The sequence below is a fragment of the Ruminococcus sp. genome, assembly GCF_017549005.1.
GTDB lineage: Bacteria > Bacillota > Clostridia > Oscillospirales > Ruminococcaceae > Ruminococcus.
Genome location: NZ_JAFYYT010000007.1, coordinates 158,334 through 174,282, shown reverse-complemented (window position 1 = coordinate 174,282; position 15,949 = coordinate 158,334). Strand labels below are relative to the sequence as shown.

The following is a 15,949-nucleotide window of genomic DNA, read 5'->3' as shown; positions in this document are numbered from 1 at the left end:
ATATAAGAAAACCTGCACAGTTTAGTGCAGGTTTTTGTTGCTTTATAAAGAAATATGTGATATAATTACTTGGAAATAAGAGCAAGTGTATCTCTTGCGATGAGGAGTTCTTCGTTTGTAGGAACGATCCATACCTCGATCTTTGAATCAGGTGTGGAGATCTTTGTGAGCTTGCCTCTGATAGTGCGGTTGAGAGCCTCGTCGATCTTGATTCCGAAGTAATCCATGTTCTGGCAAACCTGCTCTCTTACTTCCCATGAGTTCTCGCCGATACCGCCTGTGAAGAGGACAGCGTCGATACCGTTCATTGCAGCAGCATATGCGCCGATGTACTTCTGGATCTCGTATGCGAGCATATCTGAAACGAGCTGTGCCTTCTTGTTGCCGTTGTTTGCAGCCTCCTGAATGTCTCTGTTATCAGAGCCAACGCCTGATACTCCGAGGAAGCCTGACTTCTTGTTCATGTATTCGCTCATCTGCGAAGGAGTAAAGCCGTGCTTGTCAGCTACGAATGTAACGGCAGAAGGATCTACAGAACCTGTTCTTGTACCCATAACTACACCGTCGAGAGGTGTGAAGCCCATAGATGTATCTACTGACTTGCCGCCGTCAACAGCTGTGATGGAAGAACCGTTTCCGAGGTGACATGAAACTATCTTGAGATCCTTAACATCCTTGCCCATAGCTTCAGCAAGAGCCTTGGATACGAATCTGTGAGATGTGCCGTGGAAGCCGTACTTTCTTACGTGGAGCTTCTCGTAGTCCTCGTATGGGAGACCGAACATGAAAGCCTTGGGAGGCATTGTCTGATGGAATGCTGTATCGAATACAACTACCTGAGGTACGTTTGCGGGGATAACGCTCTTGCAGGCTCTGAGAGCGAGGGCATGAGCGTGATTATGTACGGGAGCAAGCTCGCGGAGCTCGTCTATCTTATCAATAACTTCATCGGTAACGAGTACAGACTTGTCGAAAACGTCTGCGCCCTGTACTATTCTGTGACCAACAGCAGAAATAGCGTCCATACTGTCAATAACCTTTGCGTCGCCCTTTGTGAGACACTCAACGAGCTTCATGAAAGCTTCTGTGTGAGTAGGGAATGCACAGTCCTCATCGAGCTTTCTGCCGTCGGCAGTCTTGTGGCTGATATGTCCGTCGATACCGATACGGTCGCAGTTACCCTTTGCGATAACGCTTTCGTCACTCATATCGATGAGCTGATACTTGAGGGAAGAGCTTCCCGCATTAACAACTAAGATGATCATATATTAAAATTCCTTTCAAAAAATATTTTGCATATATTATTATATACTATTTTTGGAAAAATGCAAGTATTTTTTTTGAAAAGGTGGTAATAAACGGGCAGGATAAGGTGAAAAATGAGCATTTTATGCTTCGGATACAGCAAAAAATGAGGTTTTCGTTTAACAAATCGCCCAAAACAGATGAAAAATCCATAAATAATATGTAGAGGAAATAAAAAATCAGTCCAAATCATTGAAATTTGACAGGAGAGGTAGTAAAATGAAAGTCAGCGGTATAGTTTGCGAGTATAATCCATTCCATAACGGACATCTTTTCCATATCAGAAAGACCCGTGAAAACGGAGCTACACACGTTGTTGCGGTAATGAGCGGCAATTTCGTTCAGCGCGGCGACGTTGCGGTTATAGACAAGCTTGAAAGAGCCCGTCTCGCAGTACGTTCAGGTGCGGATCTCGTTATAGAGCTTCCCGTGCAGTATTGCCTTGCCTCCGCGGAAAACTTCGCTTCGGGCGCAGTGTATCTTCTCGATTCTCTCGGAGCTGTTGACGAGCTGTCGTTCGGCAGCGAATGCGGCGGCGCGGAAAAGCTGCTGAAAGCTATGGAAACTGTGGATACTGCGGCTGTAACTCACGCAGAAGAGATAAAAAGCATAATGGAAAAGGGCTATACATACCCGAGAGCTCTCAACTCCGTTGTAAACGGCTATGATGCAGAATCAGCGGCGATAATTGCAGAGCCGAACAATACTCTTGCTGTGGAATATCTCCGCGCATTGAAGAAGTTCAGCTCTGATATGAAGCCTTTCACCGTAAAGCGCGTAAACGCTCATCATGACAGTACGGAAACAGAAAACGGCTTTGCCAGCGCTTCAAATCTACGCGATATGATAGATCGGGGAGTTCCCGTGGACGAGTTCACCACGCCCGAGTGGGCACAGGCGGTAAAAACGGCTGTATCAAAGGGTGAGATTGCTTCACTCAGCAGACTGGAGCGTGTAATGCTCTATAAGCTGAGAAGCAGTACGATTGAGGAAATAGAGCGTATCTGCGATGTGGGGCAGGGGCTCGAGCACAGGATATACGGCGCAAGAATGGTAGGTTCAATAGACGAGCTGCTGTTTACCGTTAAGACGAAGAGATACACTATGGCGCGGATAAGACGCATAATGCTTGACCTTCTCATCGGCGTGACCAAGGAGGACATGAAGCAGCTTCCGCCCTACGGCAGGATACTTGCTTTCAACGAGAGGGGCAGGGAAGTACTTGCCCGTGCAAAGGACAGGGCAAAGATACCGTTTGCTTCGTCAATCGCAAAGCTTTCGCAGCTCAGCGATACTGCGGAGCGTTTTGCGGAGCTTGAGATAAGAGCCTCCGATATTTACGGGCTCGCCCTTGAGACAGTGACCTCCGCTGAAAAGGACTACAGGGCAAAAATAATGATAGATATGGAATAAAAACGGGAGAATAAATGATAAAGGGAATAATTTTTGATCTTGACGGCACTCTGCTCGACTCCATGACCGTATGGAGCAGCATTGACTGCGAATTTCTCATAGAAAACGGAATAACCGATCCGCCGCCCGAGGTCTCGGACGTTGTGAAGAAAATGACTGTTGACGAGTCGTCGCAGTACTTTATCGACAGATTCGGGCTGAAATGTACGAAAGAGTACGTTATATGGCGTATCGAGGATATGGTCAGGGAGCGCTATGAGAAGCAGATACCTCTGAAGCCTCATGTAACGGAGCTTCTTGACGCTCTTGACAGCCGCGGCGTACCATACGGTATAGCAACGGCTACATACAAAAGGCTTGCGGAGGCTGCACTGAGGCGCTGCGGAGTTTATGAGCGCTTCCGTTTTCTGCTCACTGATGTGGAATATCCTGCAGGGAAGAATTTTCCCGATATCTTCATCGGCGGTGCAGAGCGCTTCGGAGCCGCACCTGAAGAAGTGCTTGTGGTGGAGGATTCGCTCCACTGCATAGAAACGGCTAAAGCTGCAGGCTTTACCGTATGCGGTGTTTACGACAGCGTGGCGGAAGCCGATAAAAGCCGTATAATCGAGCTTTCTGACTATTACGTAAATAATATCGGCGAGATAATTGACATTGTCTGAGGCGGAGCAGTCCGCCTTTGAACTTTCGGGAGGAGCAGATAAATGAAAAAGGTTATGGTTGGTATGAGCGGCGGAGTTGACAGCTCCGTAGCTGCAATGCTGCTCCGCAGGAGCGGCTATGAGGTAATGGGAGTTACTCTCAAGCTCTTTTCCGACGAGGATATCTCCGAAGCGCAGAAAGAAGGCAGGACCTGCTGTGCGCTTTCCGATGTGGAGGACGCAAGGAGCGTTGCATACAGACTGGGCTTTGAGCATATAGTTTTCAACTTCCGCGACAACTTCCGCGAGCACGTTATGAAGCAGTTTGCGGACAGCTATCTTTGCGGAAGAACTCCCAATCCATGTATCGAGTGCAACCGTCATGTGAAGTTCGACAAAATGCTGCGCAGGGCGCAGGAGCTCGGCTATGACTATATCGCAACCGGACATTATGCGGTGGTGGAATACGATGGAAAATCAGGGCGTTATCTGCTGAAACGCTCCAAAGACCGCAGCAAGGATCAGACATATGTGCTTTATTCTCTAACTCAGGAGCAGCTCGCGCATACACTGTTTCCGCTGGGCGGACTGGAAAAAACTCAGGTGAGAGAGCTTGCTGAGGAGGCAGGGCTTGTTAACTCCAACAAGCCCGACAGTCAGGATATATGCTTTGTGCCGGACGGTGATTACGCTGCATTTATCCGCAGGTTTACGGGCTGCGATACGCTGTGCGGCAAATTCGTGGATATGGACGGAAACGTTCTCGGAGAGCATAAGGGCATCATCAACTACACCATCGGTCAGCGCAAGGGGCTGGGCATTGCTCTCGGACACCCTGCATATGTTGTAAAGAAGGACACCGAAGCAAATACTGTCACTATCGGCAATGAAGCCGACCTATACACAAAAAGCCTTATTGCCGACGATTTCAATCTTATTTCCGTTGAAAAGCTGGAAGAGCCCATGGGAGTTACGGCAAAGACCCGATACAGTCAGAAGGAACAGCCTGCTGTTGTGTCATATATCGGGAACGGCGAGTACAGAGTGGAGTTTGATGAGCCGCAGAGGGCGGTAACATGCGGTCAGGCTGTAGTGCTGTACGACGGCGATGTCGTAGTCGGCGGAGGTACTATAAAATGACGAAAACCGCACTTCTTGTTATAGACGCGCAGGAGCTCATAACAAACGAAAAGCTCTATGCTTTTGATAAATACATAGGGAATGTCCGCAGATTAATAGCGGAATCGCGCAAAAACGGCACCGAAGTCATCTATGTCCGTCATGATGACGGCGAGGGGCAGCCCCTTTCCAGGGGGAATGAGGGCTTTGATGTGTGCAGGGATTTTGCTCCCGAAGCAGGCGAGCGTATCTTTGATAAGTCCGTGAACAGCCCGTTCCGTGACAGCGGACTGCTTGAATTTCTGAGAGGAAAAGCTGTGAAAAGGCTCATAATCACGGGCCTGCAGACGGATTACTGCATAGACGCCGCTGTGAAATGCGGCTTTGAGCACGGCTTCGAGGTGATAGTTCCCGAATACTGCAATTCCACATTTGATAACGATCATATGACGGCAGAACAGACCTACCGCTATTACAACGAGTTCATGTGGAAAAACAGGTATGCAAACTGCGTTTCTATTGCGGAAGCAATTGAAATGATACAGAATAACAGATATGAGCTGAAAAGTATTAAGACTAAAAAGACTCATATCATCAGAAGAGCGGCAGAAGAAGACGTTTCGCGTATTGCGGAGATACTTGTTTTTGCAAAACGAATGAAGTATCGTTCAATATTTAAGGACGATGTGTACTCGTTTGGTGAACTTCAGGTGCTTTCTGTGGCTGAAAAGTACATTGCAAACGGATTTCTTAACAATATGTTCCTGTATGATGACGGAATAATAAAAGGACTTATCCGCATTGATAAAGAAGAGATCGTTGAATTGTATGTTGATCTTTTCTTTCAGGGGCAGGGAACAGGCTCGGAATTAATAGAATATGCCAAAGAAAACTATCCTGTAAGTTTCCTTTGGACAATTGAAAAGAATACTGATGCCATACGTTTCTATGAAGCTCATGGTTTCCATCTCACAGACAACAGGAAATTGGAAGAAGGAACTACAGAATATCTTGTAATGATGAGAAGATAATTGTTTATTTATGAATATTTGATATGATAGGAAAAAGGCAGAATGAACGTTTTGCAACTCGACAAAAATGACTGTGCAAAAATGCTGGCGGAAAGGCTGCCGGATGGCAAAAGACTTTATTCCGGGCATATGGAAATGTACGGAGAGGTACTGCTGCACGTTTTGGTCGGCGAAATGATCAATATTCCATTGACAGAACTGCTGAAAGCCGATAAAGAGCATGAAATGATAAGGCTTTACTGTGAAGTGATCGGGGAAATGTGGCGAAACGGCGATGAAGATGTTGTAAACGCCGTGGAAGTGTCTGTTCTTGAGTATCTTACGGACAACAGTGAGGCATGGCAGTGCTTCGGCAGACATATTTCTCATGATTTCCGCTGTTACATAAATAACGTGTTCATACCTGCCAATGCCAATTATCTGAATGCAGAAAAACTAAAAGGGAAATAAAATGGAATATAAATACGAAAAGCTTACGGATAAGATATACGTCTGCGCCAGCAGCGACCACCGCTTCGGAACGGACGCATTTCTGCTGGCGGACTTCTCGCAGTACCGTGCAAAGGACAAGGTATGCGACTTAGGTACGGGCTGCGGCATAATACCGCTTATCATGCAGAAGAAAATGCCGCCGCAGGTCACATACGCGGTGGATATACAGGAGGGCGCTGTAGAGCAGCTCCGTCTCGGACTGGAAAAAAGTGAGACCACGGGCATAGTTCCTGTATGTGCCGACCTGAAAGAGCTTTGGGAGGGCGCTCCGCTCGGGCAGCTTGACCTTGTGACCTGCAATCCGCCGTATAAGGTGAACAATGCAGGCTTTCAGAGCGTTATCACAGCTCAGAAAATAGCCCGTCACGAGATACTCTGCACCATTGACGACGTATGCGCGGCGGCTCAGAAGCTGCTGAAATTCGGCGGCAGGCTATGCGTATGCAACCGTCCCGAGCGCCTAAGCGACGTGATATTAGCCATGAAAAGCCATGATATCGAGCCTAAAAGGCTGCGCTTCGTGTCCAAAAACTCCGATGAAGCTCCGTGGCTTTTCCTGATAGAGGGCAAAAAAGGCTCCAAGCCCTTTATGAAGGTCGAACCGCAGCTCTACATACGCAGCGAGAACGGTTTTTCCGAGGAGCTGCAAAAGATATATGACACGGGAAAGGAGCAGGTATGAGCGGTATTTTTTATGTTATCGGAACTCCGATAGGCAATCTTGACGATATAACCATAAGACAGCTCGACACGCTGAAAGCTGTGGATTTCATATGCGCGGAGGATACGAGAGTCACGCTGAAGCTGCTCAATCGCTTTGAGATAAAGAAGCAGCTCGTCAGCTTTCATGAGCACAGCTCAAAAGCCGATGCACAGCGCATAATAGACAGGCTTCTTGCAGGGGAGAGCTGCGGTATCGTTACCGACGCAGGTATGCCCTGTATCTCTGATCCGGGAGAAGTTCTCGTGAAGCTATGCGCCGAGAACAATATCGACATAAGGGTAGTCCCCGGACCGAGTGCCGTTGTTTCGGCAGTTGCCGTATCCGGGCTGAGTACGCGCCGATTTACCTTTGAAGGCTTCCTGCCTGTCCCGAAAAAGGAGCGAAGCGAGCGCCTTGAAAGGCTTCGCGGCGAAACGGCGGTAATGGTATTCTATGAAGCTCCCCACAAGCTGAAAACCACTCTCTCCGACCTTGCCGGTTTTTTCGGCGGAGAACGCAGAATATCCCTCTGCCGCGAGCTCACAAAGATTCATGAGGAAGTCCTAAGGCTCACTCTTTCCGAGGCTGTGGCTTATTACAGCGAAAACGAGCCGAAGGGCGAGTTCGTGCTCGTACTCGAGGGAGCGCAGGAAAACAGCGGCGGTGATATAACTGTCGAGCAGGCCATGGAGCAGGTCAATAAGCTCATAAGCATGGGCGAGAAGCCAACGGACGCCTGCAAGGCGGTGGCAAAAGAGACAGGTTTCAGAAAGAGCGAGCTTTACGCAAAACTCCAGTAAAATAGTAGGTTTTTCGGTATACTTCTTTATATTAAAAATGATAATAATGTAAAAATTAGTGAAAAAGCTTGAAATTTTAAATGATTTGTGATATAATTATTAGCGTTATTATGACTGTTGCAGCAAAAAGCTGCAAATATGTTCTGAAAGAAGCGTTTCACCAATACTATTTTATTAATATCCTGCCGCGTTTTAGGCGGCGAAAGAAGGTACTGTATGATTTGCGATCTGCACTGTCACACCACGCTTTCCGACGGCTCGCTTGGTATTGAGGATGTAATTGCTCAGGCGAAGCGAATGAACATTGACTGGCTGTCAATAACCGATCACGATACTATGGCGTCTTTTTCAAGAGCCGATGTACTCGGCGACCGCGCAGGTATAAAGATACTTCACGGCGTTGAGCTCTCAGCGTGGGACAAGGAAAGAAACAGCAAGGTGCATATTCTTTGCTATGCACCGTCAAAGCCCAACCGACTAGAAGGGCTTTGTCTCAAATCCTGCGAGATAAGGAAGGAATGCTCGAAGGAAATGATCGAAAAGGTCATGGCGAAATACCCTATCACCCAGGAAAGCATATTAAAGCGCACAACTGCTTCAAAGAGCATTTTCAAGCAGCATATCATGCGTGCGCTCATAGACTACGGCTATGCGCTTGAATTTTACGGGGAGCTCGACCGCGAGCTTTTCAACCCTGAAAATGGTTCATGTTACGTGGAAAGAGAGTATCCCGACGTTAATTTTGTCGTTGATCTGATACGTACTGCAAGAGGAGTTGCCGTCATGGCTCACCCTGCACAGTACGATAACCTTGAACTCCTTGAGGAGCTTGCAAAGAACGGCAAGATAGACGGCGTCGAGGTAGGACATTTCTCAGCGGACGCAAAGTGCCGCAAGAAGCTTCAGGCGATAGCAAAGAAATATGATCTTATCGAAACGGGCGGTTCGGACTTCCACGGACTGTACAATAAAGTTCCGACACATCTCGGCAGCGAGACAACTACAAAGGAAAACCTTGACAGGATACTGAAGCTTGCCGCTTTAAGGAGCAAGGAAGCATAAATGGCTGCAAGATGTATCTCTGCCGCCGCATTTTTCGGATTGTTCATGCTCTTTCTGCTGCCTGTATCGAGGAATATAATAAATATAGGCAACGGCATTGGAATGGCAGTTTCAGCGCTTATGGTACTGATACTGCTGTTCTGGAACAGGTTCAGTATATTTGTCGGACGCTGCTGGGAAAAGCCTCTTGGAAAGCTCCTGGTCGGAGTTGTCGGGGGTGTTGCAGCTGTTTCCGTGGTAACTGCCGCTGTTATAAGCGTATTTATGATAAAAGCTGCAAATGACAGGCCGAAGAATGAGAATACAACGCTGGTCGTTCTTGGCTGTCAGGTAAGGGACGGAGCACCAAGCCTTATGCTCTCACGCAGGCTTAAAGCCGCGTATGATTACCTTTCCGGACATGAAAGCGTAAAGGTCGTCGTTTCGGGAGGCAAGGGCGAGGACGAATCCATAAGCGAGGCTCAGTGCATGAGGGACTGGCTCGTGGGTAACGGTATAGCTCCGGAGCGTATCTACATGGAGGACAAGTCCGTGAATACCGAGGAAAACCTCAGCTTTTCAAAGAAGATCATTGACGAAAACGGACTTCCTGCGGACATAACTATAGTGACGGACGGGTTCCATCAGCTGAGAGCTGACATCTTGGCTGAGAAAACCGGAATAGAGTCCCATAATATCTCGGCGAGGACAGCGTGGTACCTGCTGCCGACTTATTGGGTGAGAGAATGGTTCGGAGTATTGTATTACAAGCTTTTCTGACAGGGAGGGAGCTTATGTGAAATGGGTCATAAGGCATATCCCAGAGGAAATGTTTGTGGTTTCTCCGAGATTTTCGGTATATAACAGTAAATTTGCCCGCCGCTTTCGCACAAAGAAGCAGGCGGAGGCATATATGACATCTTCGGGCTTTGACAGAAAGGATTACAGCGCTGAAGAACTTCAGGTCGAGACTGATGATTTGAAACGTAGCAATACCAATAATGAAAAGGAATGATTATTTTGAAAATTGGATTTTCAACACTTGCTTGTCCGGAATGGTCGTGGACAGACATTTATTCAATGGCAAAGGATTTCAAATTTGACGGAATTGAGATCAGAGGACTCGGTAACGAGATATTCTCTGTCAAGGCTCAGCCTTTTACCGAGGCTCAGCTACCTGCCACTATTGCTAAGCTTCAGTCTCTCGGACTTGAGATACCATGTCTTTCTTCAGGCGCCTGCCTTAAATTCAAGGACAAGTACCAGGAAGCTGAAAACGAGATAAAGGCATATGCCAGGCTTGCAGGCAAGCTTGGCGCTTCATATATAAGGATACTCGCTGACCTTACTCCCGATCCTGTGGACGAGGTCGATGACGAGTACGTTGCAGAGGCTCTGAAAAAGCTTGTTCCAATTGCCGAGGAGTACAATGTTACACTTCTTGTCGAGACAAACGGCGTTTATTCCGATACTGCACGTCTTGCAAAGCTTCTTGACGAGGTGAAGAGCCGCAAGGTAGCAGCTTTGTGGGATATGCACCATCCCTACCGCTATCACGGTGAAGCTCCCGAAACTACGGTGGCTAATCTCGGCGAGTACATAAAGTACATACAGGTCAAGGACAGTGTTATGCGCGAGGACGGCACGGTCGAGTACCGTATCATGGGCACCGGTGATATTCCCGTAAAGGCTATGATAGAAGCTCTTGACACTATCAACTACAACGGCTATATCTCCCTTGAATGGGTAAAGCGCTGGGCACGCGACCTCAGTGATGCAGGTATCGTTATACCACAGTTTGCCGAGTATATGGCTCCTTACAAGAAAAAGCACAAGCACCCGCTTCAGACCAATATGAGAGGTGACGGACAGTATCCGTGGCCGAAGGAGCGTATCCTCAACTATACATTCCCAGACATACTCGACCGTATATGCGAGCAGTTCCCGAATCAGTACGCTTTCCGCTATACCGAGCTCGATTATACAAGGACCTATCCCGAATTCCGTGACGATGTGGACAGCTTTGCGCGTTCGCTTCTTGCAATGGGCGTAAAGAAGGGCGACCATGTTGCTATATGGGCTACAAACGTTCCTCAGTGGTACATCACTTTCTGGGCGACCACAAAGATAGGCGCAGTTCTTGTAACTATGAACACAGAATACCGTATCCATGAGGCTGAGTATCTGCTGAGACAGTCCGATACCATGACTCTTGTAATGATAGACGGTATCAAGGATATTAAATACGTTGATATCATCAAGGAGCTCTGCCCCGAGCTTGAGACCTGCGAGGCAGGCAAGCTCAATTCCGCAAGACTTCCTTACCTCAAGAACGTTATCACCATTGATTCAAAGAATAACGGCTGCTTCACATGGGAGGAGGCTGTCGAGCTCTCGAAGAACGTTCCGTACAGCGAGGTAGAGCGCGTCAGAAAGACAATTGATATCCACGATGTTGCAAATATGCAGTACACCTCGGGAACTACAGGTTTCCCGAAGGGTGTAATGCTCACACACTATAATGTAGTAAACAACGGCAAGGCAATCGGAGACTGCATGGATCTTTCCACAGCAGACCGCATGATGATACAGGTGCCTATGTTCCACTGCTTCGGCATGGTTCTGGCTATGACTGCGTCCATGACGCATGGTACGACCATGTCGCCTATAACCCGTTTCTCACCAAGAAAGGGACTTGCCTGCATAAATCAGGAGAAGATAACCTGTTTCCACGGCGTACCGACTATGTTCATCGCTATGCTCGGTCACAAGGACTTTGACAGCACCGACTTCTCGTATATGAGAACGGGTATCATGGCAGGCTCTCCGTGTCCGATAAAGACTATGGAAGAGGTCATCGAAAAAATGCATATGAGCGAGATCTGCATCACTTACGGACAGACCGAGGCTTCTCCCGCAACAACTATGAGCAAGACTACCGACTCACTGGAACAGCGCGTAAATACAGTCGGCGGACCTATCTTCGGCGTTGAGTGCAAGATAGTTGATCCCGAGACCAATGAAGACCTCCCAGACGATGTTGACGGCGAGTTCGTTGCAAGAGGCTACAATATCATGAAGGGCTACTATAAAATGCCTGAGGCTACAGCCGCAGCTATCGACAGCGAGGGCTGGCTCCACACAGGAGACCTTGCAAGACGCCGCTCCGAGGATGGTTATTTCAAGATAACAGGACGTATCAAGGATATGATAATCCGCGGCGGCGAGAATATCTACCCCAAGGAGATCGAGGACTTCCTCTATACATATCCAAAGGTAAAGGACGTACAGGTCATCGGCGTTCCCGATGAGGACTACGGCGAGGAGATAATGGCGTGTATCATTCTTCAGGACGGCGAAACTGCTACTGAAAAGGAGATCAAGGACTTCTGTCTCGCACGTATGGCAAAGCACAAGTGTCCGAGATATGTTGATTTCGTTGACGGTTTCCCAATGAATGCGGCTGGCAAGATACTCAAATACAAGATGAGAGAACAGGCTGTTGAAAAGCTCAAGCTTCACAAGGCTGACAGCATAGTTACAGCATAATATCAGTTAATATGTAAAGTGCCTTTGGATATTGTTTCAAAGGCACTTTTTTTCTTTACAAAAACAGGCTTTTGTGGTATAATTGACTTGTATTTTCCTCGGAAGTGCGGGAGATGGTGAAGGGAGAGATAATATGGGAAATCCGACAGGAAAATTTACGGCTGCGGCTGCAGCTTTTGTCATTGCAGCGGCTTCTGTACCGTTTTCTGCTTTTGCGGCAGAGTTAAAAGGCTTGGAACTCGGTGAAAGCGGACGTAAAAGAGCTTCTTTGCAGTCGCAGTCCGGCTCTTTGTCAATGCCTGTGCTCAAATGCGTAGGCGGCGACGGCAGTAAATTTGAACCAATGGCGGCTTACGGAGCGGTTTGTCCGTCATATAAGAAAACTGCGCCTGACAGCGTTTCTTTCCCCGAAAGCTTTGATATGAGAACGGTCTATGGTTCAACGTCGGTGAAATCTCAGGGCACATACGGTACCTGCTGGGCTCATGCCGCAATCGCAAGCGCGGAGACCAGTCTTTTGTCGGAAGTCCCTTATATCGACCTTTCTGAGCTGCACACGGCTTATTACCCCTATTACGGATTTGATCAGCTGTATTCTGCTTCAACTGCCGTTGAGGACGTTATCGGCGAGGGCGGCAACTCGAGAATGGTATCCAATGCCTGGTCACAGTGGATAGGACCTGTCAATGAGAGCAGACTTCCGTATGCAAATACCAGGTTCTTCGATAATACGTCGGAGGTCGACCATATGCAGAGGCAGTCCGACTATCATATGAGAAATGCCTACAGCTTTGATTACGATAAGGACAGAGAGAACTTCGGCGACATAAATAACATGATAAAGGGCTTTGTATACAAGGGAAACGCAGTCGATGTTTCCTATATGTCCGACAAAAAGCGCAACTGGAACGGAGAGTACAGCACCTCGAATTCAAAGCGCAAGCCCCGTTTTGCCAATCATGCTGTGACTGTAGTCGGCTGGGACGATACATTCCCGGCGGATAAGTTCCGCAACTCTCCCGACGGAAACGGCGCATGGCTGTGCAAGAACAGCTGGGGAACAAATGACGGTGAGGACGGCTATATATGGATATCCTACTATGACAGATCCCTTGAGGATTTCGCGGTTTTTGAGCTTGACGACGCAGACGGGCACGAAAATATCTATCAGTATGACAGTTTTATTCCGATACAGACGCTTTCGGCGTATGATACTCCCGAGGAAGAGGGACCGTCATATATGGCTGATATTTTTACAGCTGAAAGAGATGAACAGCTCAGCGCGGTCGGCACATATATCTATAATGCGGGAACTGATTATGAAATAACCATATATACGGATCTGACCGACGGAACTGATCCGTCTTCGGGAAAGGCTTCGGAGGTCACTAAAGGCAGATGTGATAATACGGGATTTTTTACACTTGACCTTGAAAAGCCTGTTATCCTTGACAAAAACGAGAAATTTGCAGTAGTCGTGAAGCTTTTCTGTGAAGATTCTCCTTTTGTACTGCCGCTGGAAAGCAGTCTTTACGTCAGGGAGAGCGACGAGAAGTACTATGACCTCAGCTCCTACACAAAGGACTCGAAAATAAAGGAATATACAGGCGAGAATCAGAGCTTTTTCAGCACTGACGGCAAGGAATGGAACGACGTAACTGATGAAGATGTGACTTTGAGCGAGGAAGAAAAGCAGGATCTGCTTGACTCCTTTATTGAGCAGCTTTACGACGGACTTGAGGAAACTGATACGGAACTTCTCGAAAAAGCAGCCGAAAGCGAGAAAAACTACAAGGAGACCTTTGCAAAAGGCGACCTTAAAATAAGACTGGGAAATCTTACTTTAAAAGCATATACCGATCCTGTCGGCAAGGTTAACTTCTCGCATCATGGCGGAGCTGTTCCGCTGGACGAAAAGGTGAGCATTTCCTACGGAGGCAGTTCTGAGAATATCCGCTGTTTCAAGGACGGCGGTGAAGCAGAGGCGTACAAAGAGCCGTTTGCAATAAACGGAAATACAACTATCAGTGCGATATGCGAATGTGAGGGGGCAAAAGCTTTTTCAAAGCGCAGTTTTTATCCGAAAACCGCGGAGTTCAACTGGATAGGATATATCCCCACGGCGTACAGGAACAACGGTATCCTGCGCTATGCGGAGCGTATTTCCGAGAAGGAGTTCAGTATTTATATCCCGACAAGCACGGAAAAGCTCTCCTTATGTCTTGGTACGGTATATGACGCAGAATACGGCGGAAAGAAGTATAAAAGTGGAGAATGGATAGAAAGTGTGCCCGTACAGTTCGGCACTACCGATATTGTTATCAAGCTATCGGGTGAAAACGTCCTTGAAAATACGGTAACGTTCCATGTAAACAGGGCGCTTATCGGCTTTGATGAGGAAAAAGGCGTGATCAGCTCCTCTATTGCCGATAAGATAATCGCTCCCGACGGAAAGGAACTTTCCGTTATGGACAAAGTTCTCGATTATGCAGGCATGGAGCTCACAGCCATAAAGAACGGCGTGGAGATACCCGTACAGGTGCCTGAGAGGTATGATATTTCCAATATTTCCATTAATTTCAGAAGCGAGGCAATAGGTCCGCTCGATGCAGAAGCTGCCGAAAGGGCAGAGCTGATGATAGAGCACGGACAGCTTATGGATCTTGTTAAGGCAAAGGGCAGGCTGATATCGGGTGATACTGTCGATCCCGATACCTTCGGGCTCTGTTATATCAATGTGATCCCAGGCGAGACCTTTACACTTATAGTCAGAGGCGGCGGGGGAAAGTTTGAAAGCGAGCCTGTAAAGTTCGAGATACCGAAGGCTCTTGGAATAAAACCCGATATCAACGATATTTCCAGGGTAAGCGACGGAAGGTACACATATAACGGCGTATACGACTGCGAGGTAACCTATGAGGGATATGTTCCGCAGATGGCTCTTGAAGCACTTGCCGAGGACTACGGCTACAGCGCTGAGGAATTTACCGGGCTTATGGCACAAAGAAGCGGCGTGACTGAGGAGCAGGTAAGCAGGCTCATCGGTATGGAATACAAGTCGAGCAGGGTAGTAGACAGGTCGAAAGGCTGCTATATACGCTATTCGGCTACTGATTCCTCATTTGCATCACAGTCCCTGTATATACCGCCTGTAGAGAATGAGACGGGAGATGTGAACGCTGACGGCTATGTTGACGCAGTAGATGCGGCAAGGGTCCTCAGGCATTATGCGGCTGTTTCGACAGGCAAAGAGGGAGAGATACCCGATGAAAGGCGAAAATACGCTGATACGAATAATAACGGCATTATTGACGCTGTAGACGCTGCGGCGATACTTGTAATTTATTCACAAAAATCAGTCAACAAAGTTAACTAGCGGCAACGAAACGTTTGTTTGATTTTATTGTCAAAAATTAACTGCCCGAAGCACTTTCTTTTGTATCCGTTAGGCAATAGGTATAAAAGAATGAGCAGTAAATTGTGTAATAAGTGTCTAAAATGCTTTTACCAATTTGTAACTTTTCGATATTACAGCCCGTATTTATGTGAAAACTTCCAAAAACGCTGTGTTGAAAGTGTACAATGTGTTTAAAGAAGATTAAGAAACGATACAAAGGATTGACTTTAATCGCAAAATACGGTATATTTGTAACTGCAAGAGCAATTGTTGCACAGTCATATACTGACATATGAAAATGATAAAAATCATTACAAAATGAGCAGCAGACTGTGGCTTCGGAAATATTTTTTCTCAGGCGCTTATGAATGCGGGCGGGGGACATCAGCCTTCAGATGAGACCTTTTGAAAAAAGCTCCGGAGGAAATTGCAATGCAGATAAATAATGAGACTAAAGT

Annotated in this window: 13 protein-coding genes and 1 pseudogene; 13 read left to right on the top strand and 1 reads right to left on the bottom strand. The window is 47.4% G+C overall.

Annotated features, from left to right (window positions below; translation table 11 throughout):
- Window positions 1–65: 65 nt before the first annotated feature.
- The gene (locus IKW96_RS03640) at window positions 66–1,265 is read right to left on the bottom strand and encodes an acetate/propionate family kinase (RefSeq protein WP_296570390.1); all 1,200 of its coding nucleotides are present in this window, start codon (window positions 1,263–1,265) and stop codon (window positions 66–68) included.
- A gap of 259 nt (window positions 1,266–1,524) precedes the next feature.
- Here IKW96_RS03640 and IKW96_RS03635 point away from each other — a divergent pair, with 259 nt between their 5' ends.
- From IKW96_RS03635 to IKW96_RS03575, 13 genes and pseudogenes are all read left to right on the top strand, one after another.
- On the top strand, window positions 1,525–2,718 hold the full coding sequence (locus IKW96_RS03635) for a nucleotidyltransferase (RefSeq protein WP_296570387.1): 1,194 nt from the start codon (window positions 1,525–1,527) through the stop codon (window positions 2,716–2,718).
- Window positions 2,719–2,732: 14 nt separating this feature from the next.
- Window positions 2,733–3,380 (top strand): HAD family phosphatase, encoded by a 648-nt coding sequence (locus IKW96_RS03630; protein ID WP_296570383.1) that lies wholly within the window; start codon window positions 2,733–2,735, stop codon window positions 3,378–3,380.
- A gap of 42 nt (window positions 3,381–3,422) precedes the next feature.
- Window positions 3,423–4,499 (top strand): tRNA 2-thiouridine(34) synthase MnmA, encoded by a 1,077-nt coding sequence (gene mnmA / locus IKW96_RS03625; RefSeq protein ID WP_296570380.1) that lies wholly within the window; start codon window positions 3,423–3,425, stop codon window positions 4,497–4,499.
- A pseudogene (locus IKW96_RS03620) lies at window positions 4,496–5,023 on the top strand (cysteine hydrolase family protein); the annotation flags it as partial. The gene mnmA and the pseudogene IKW96_RS03620, both read left to right, overlap by 4 nt.
- Window positions 5,015–5,509 (top strand): GNAT family N-acetyltransferase, encoded by a 495-nt coding sequence (locus IKW96_RS03615; protein WP_367112941.1) that lies wholly within the window; start codon window positions 5,015–5,017, stop codon window positions 5,507–5,509. The pseudogene IKW96_RS03620 and the gene IKW96_RS03615, both read left to right, overlap by 9 nt.
- 42 nt (window positions 5,510–5,551) lie before the next feature.
- A complete protein-coding gene (locus IKW96_RS03610; protein WP_296570377.1) occupies window positions 5,552–5,959 on the top strand; it encodes a hypothetical protein in 408 nt (135 codons plus the stop codon).
- Window position 5,960: 1 nt separating this feature from the next.
- Complete coding sequence (locus tag IKW96_RS03605) at window positions 5,961–6,683, top strand: methyltransferase (RefSeq protein WP_296570373.1); 723 nt, start codon at window positions 5,961–5,963, stop codon at window positions 6,681–6,683.
- Window positions 6,680–7,504, top strand: a complete 825-nt coding sequence (rsmI, locus tag IKW96_RS03600) for a 16S rRNA (cytidine(1402)-2'-O)-methyltransferase (protein WP_296570370.1) — start codon at window positions 6,680–6,682, stop codon at window positions 7,502–7,504. Before IKW96_RS03605 ends, rsmI begins: the two co-directional genes overlap by 4 nt.
- A 216-nt stretch (window positions 7,505–7,720) precedes the next feature.
- Complete coding sequence (locus IKW96_RS03595; protein WP_296570367.1) at window positions 7,721–8,566, top strand: PHP domain-containing protein; 846 nt, start codon at window positions 7,721–7,723, stop codon at window positions 8,564–8,566.
- The gene (locus IKW96_RS03590) at window positions 8,567–9,325 is read left to right on the top strand and encodes a YdcF family protein (RefSeq protein ID WP_296570365.1); all 759 of its coding nucleotides are present in this window, start codon (window positions 8,567–8,569) and stop codon (window positions 9,323–9,325) included.
- A 16-nt stretch (window positions 9,326–9,341) separates the two neighbouring features.
- The gene (locus IKW96_RS03585) at window positions 9,342–9,560 is read left to right on the top strand and encodes a hypothetical protein (RefSeq protein ID WP_296570363.1); all 219 of its coding nucleotides are present in this window, start codon (window positions 9,342–9,344) and stop codon (window positions 9,558–9,560) included.
- A gap of 5 nt (window positions 9,561–9,565) precedes the next feature.
- A complete protein-coding gene (locus IKW96_RS03580; RefSeq protein WP_296570361.1) occupies window positions 9,566–12,094 on the top strand; it encodes an AMP-binding protein in 2,529 nt (842 codons plus the stop codon).
- Between the two features lie 133 nt (window positions 12,095–12,227).
- Window positions 12,228–15,470, top strand: a complete 3,243-nt coding sequence (locus IKW96_RS03575) for a lectin like domain-containing protein (protein ID WP_296570358.1) — start codon at window positions 12,228–12,230, stop codon at window positions 15,468–15,470.
- The last annotated feature ends 479 nt before the right edge of the window (window positions 15,471–15,949 follow it).

Coding starts and splice junctions, on each gene's coding strand:
- IKW96_RS03640 (WP_296570390.1), bottom strand. CDS start 1,265: ATGATCATCTTAGTTGTTAATGCGGGAAGCTCTTCCCTCAAGTATCAG.
- IKW96_RS03635 (WP_296570387.1), top strand. CDS start 1,525: ATGAAAGTCAGCGGTATAGTTTGCGAGTATAATCCATTCCATAACGGA.
- IKW96_RS03630 (WP_296570383.1), top strand. CDS start 2,733: ATGATAAAGGGAATAATTTTTGATCTTGACGGCACTCTGCTCGACTCC.
- mnmA (WP_296570380.1), top strand. CDS start 3,423: ATGAAAAAGGTTATGGTTGGTATGAGCGGCGGAGTTGACAGCTCCGTA.
- IKW96_RS03615 (WP_367112941.1), top strand. CDS start 5,015: ATGATACAGAATAACAGATATGAGCTGAAAAGTATTAAGACTAAAAAG.
- IKW96_RS03610 (WP_296570377.1), top strand. CDS start 5,552: ATGAACGTTTTGCAACTCGACAAAAATGACTGTGCAAAAATGCTGGCG.
- IKW96_RS03605 (WP_296570373.1), top strand. CDS start 5,961: ATGGAATATAAATACGAAAAGCTTACGGATAAGATATACGTCTGCGCC.
- rsmI (WP_296570370.1), top strand. CDS start 6,680: ATGAGCGGTATTTTTTATGTTATCGGAACTCCGATAGGCAATCTTGAC.
- IKW96_RS03595 (WP_296570367.1), top strand. CDS start 7,721: ATGATTTGCGATCTGCACTGTCACACCACGCTTTCCGACGGCTCGCTT.
- IKW96_RS03590 (WP_296570365.1), top strand. CDS start 8,567: ATGGCTGCAAGATGTATCTCTGCCGCCGCATTTTTCGGATTGTTCATG.
- IKW96_RS03575 (WP_296570358.1), top strand. CDS start 12,228: ATGGGAAATCCGACAGGAAAATTTACGGCTGCGGCTGCAGCTTTTGTC.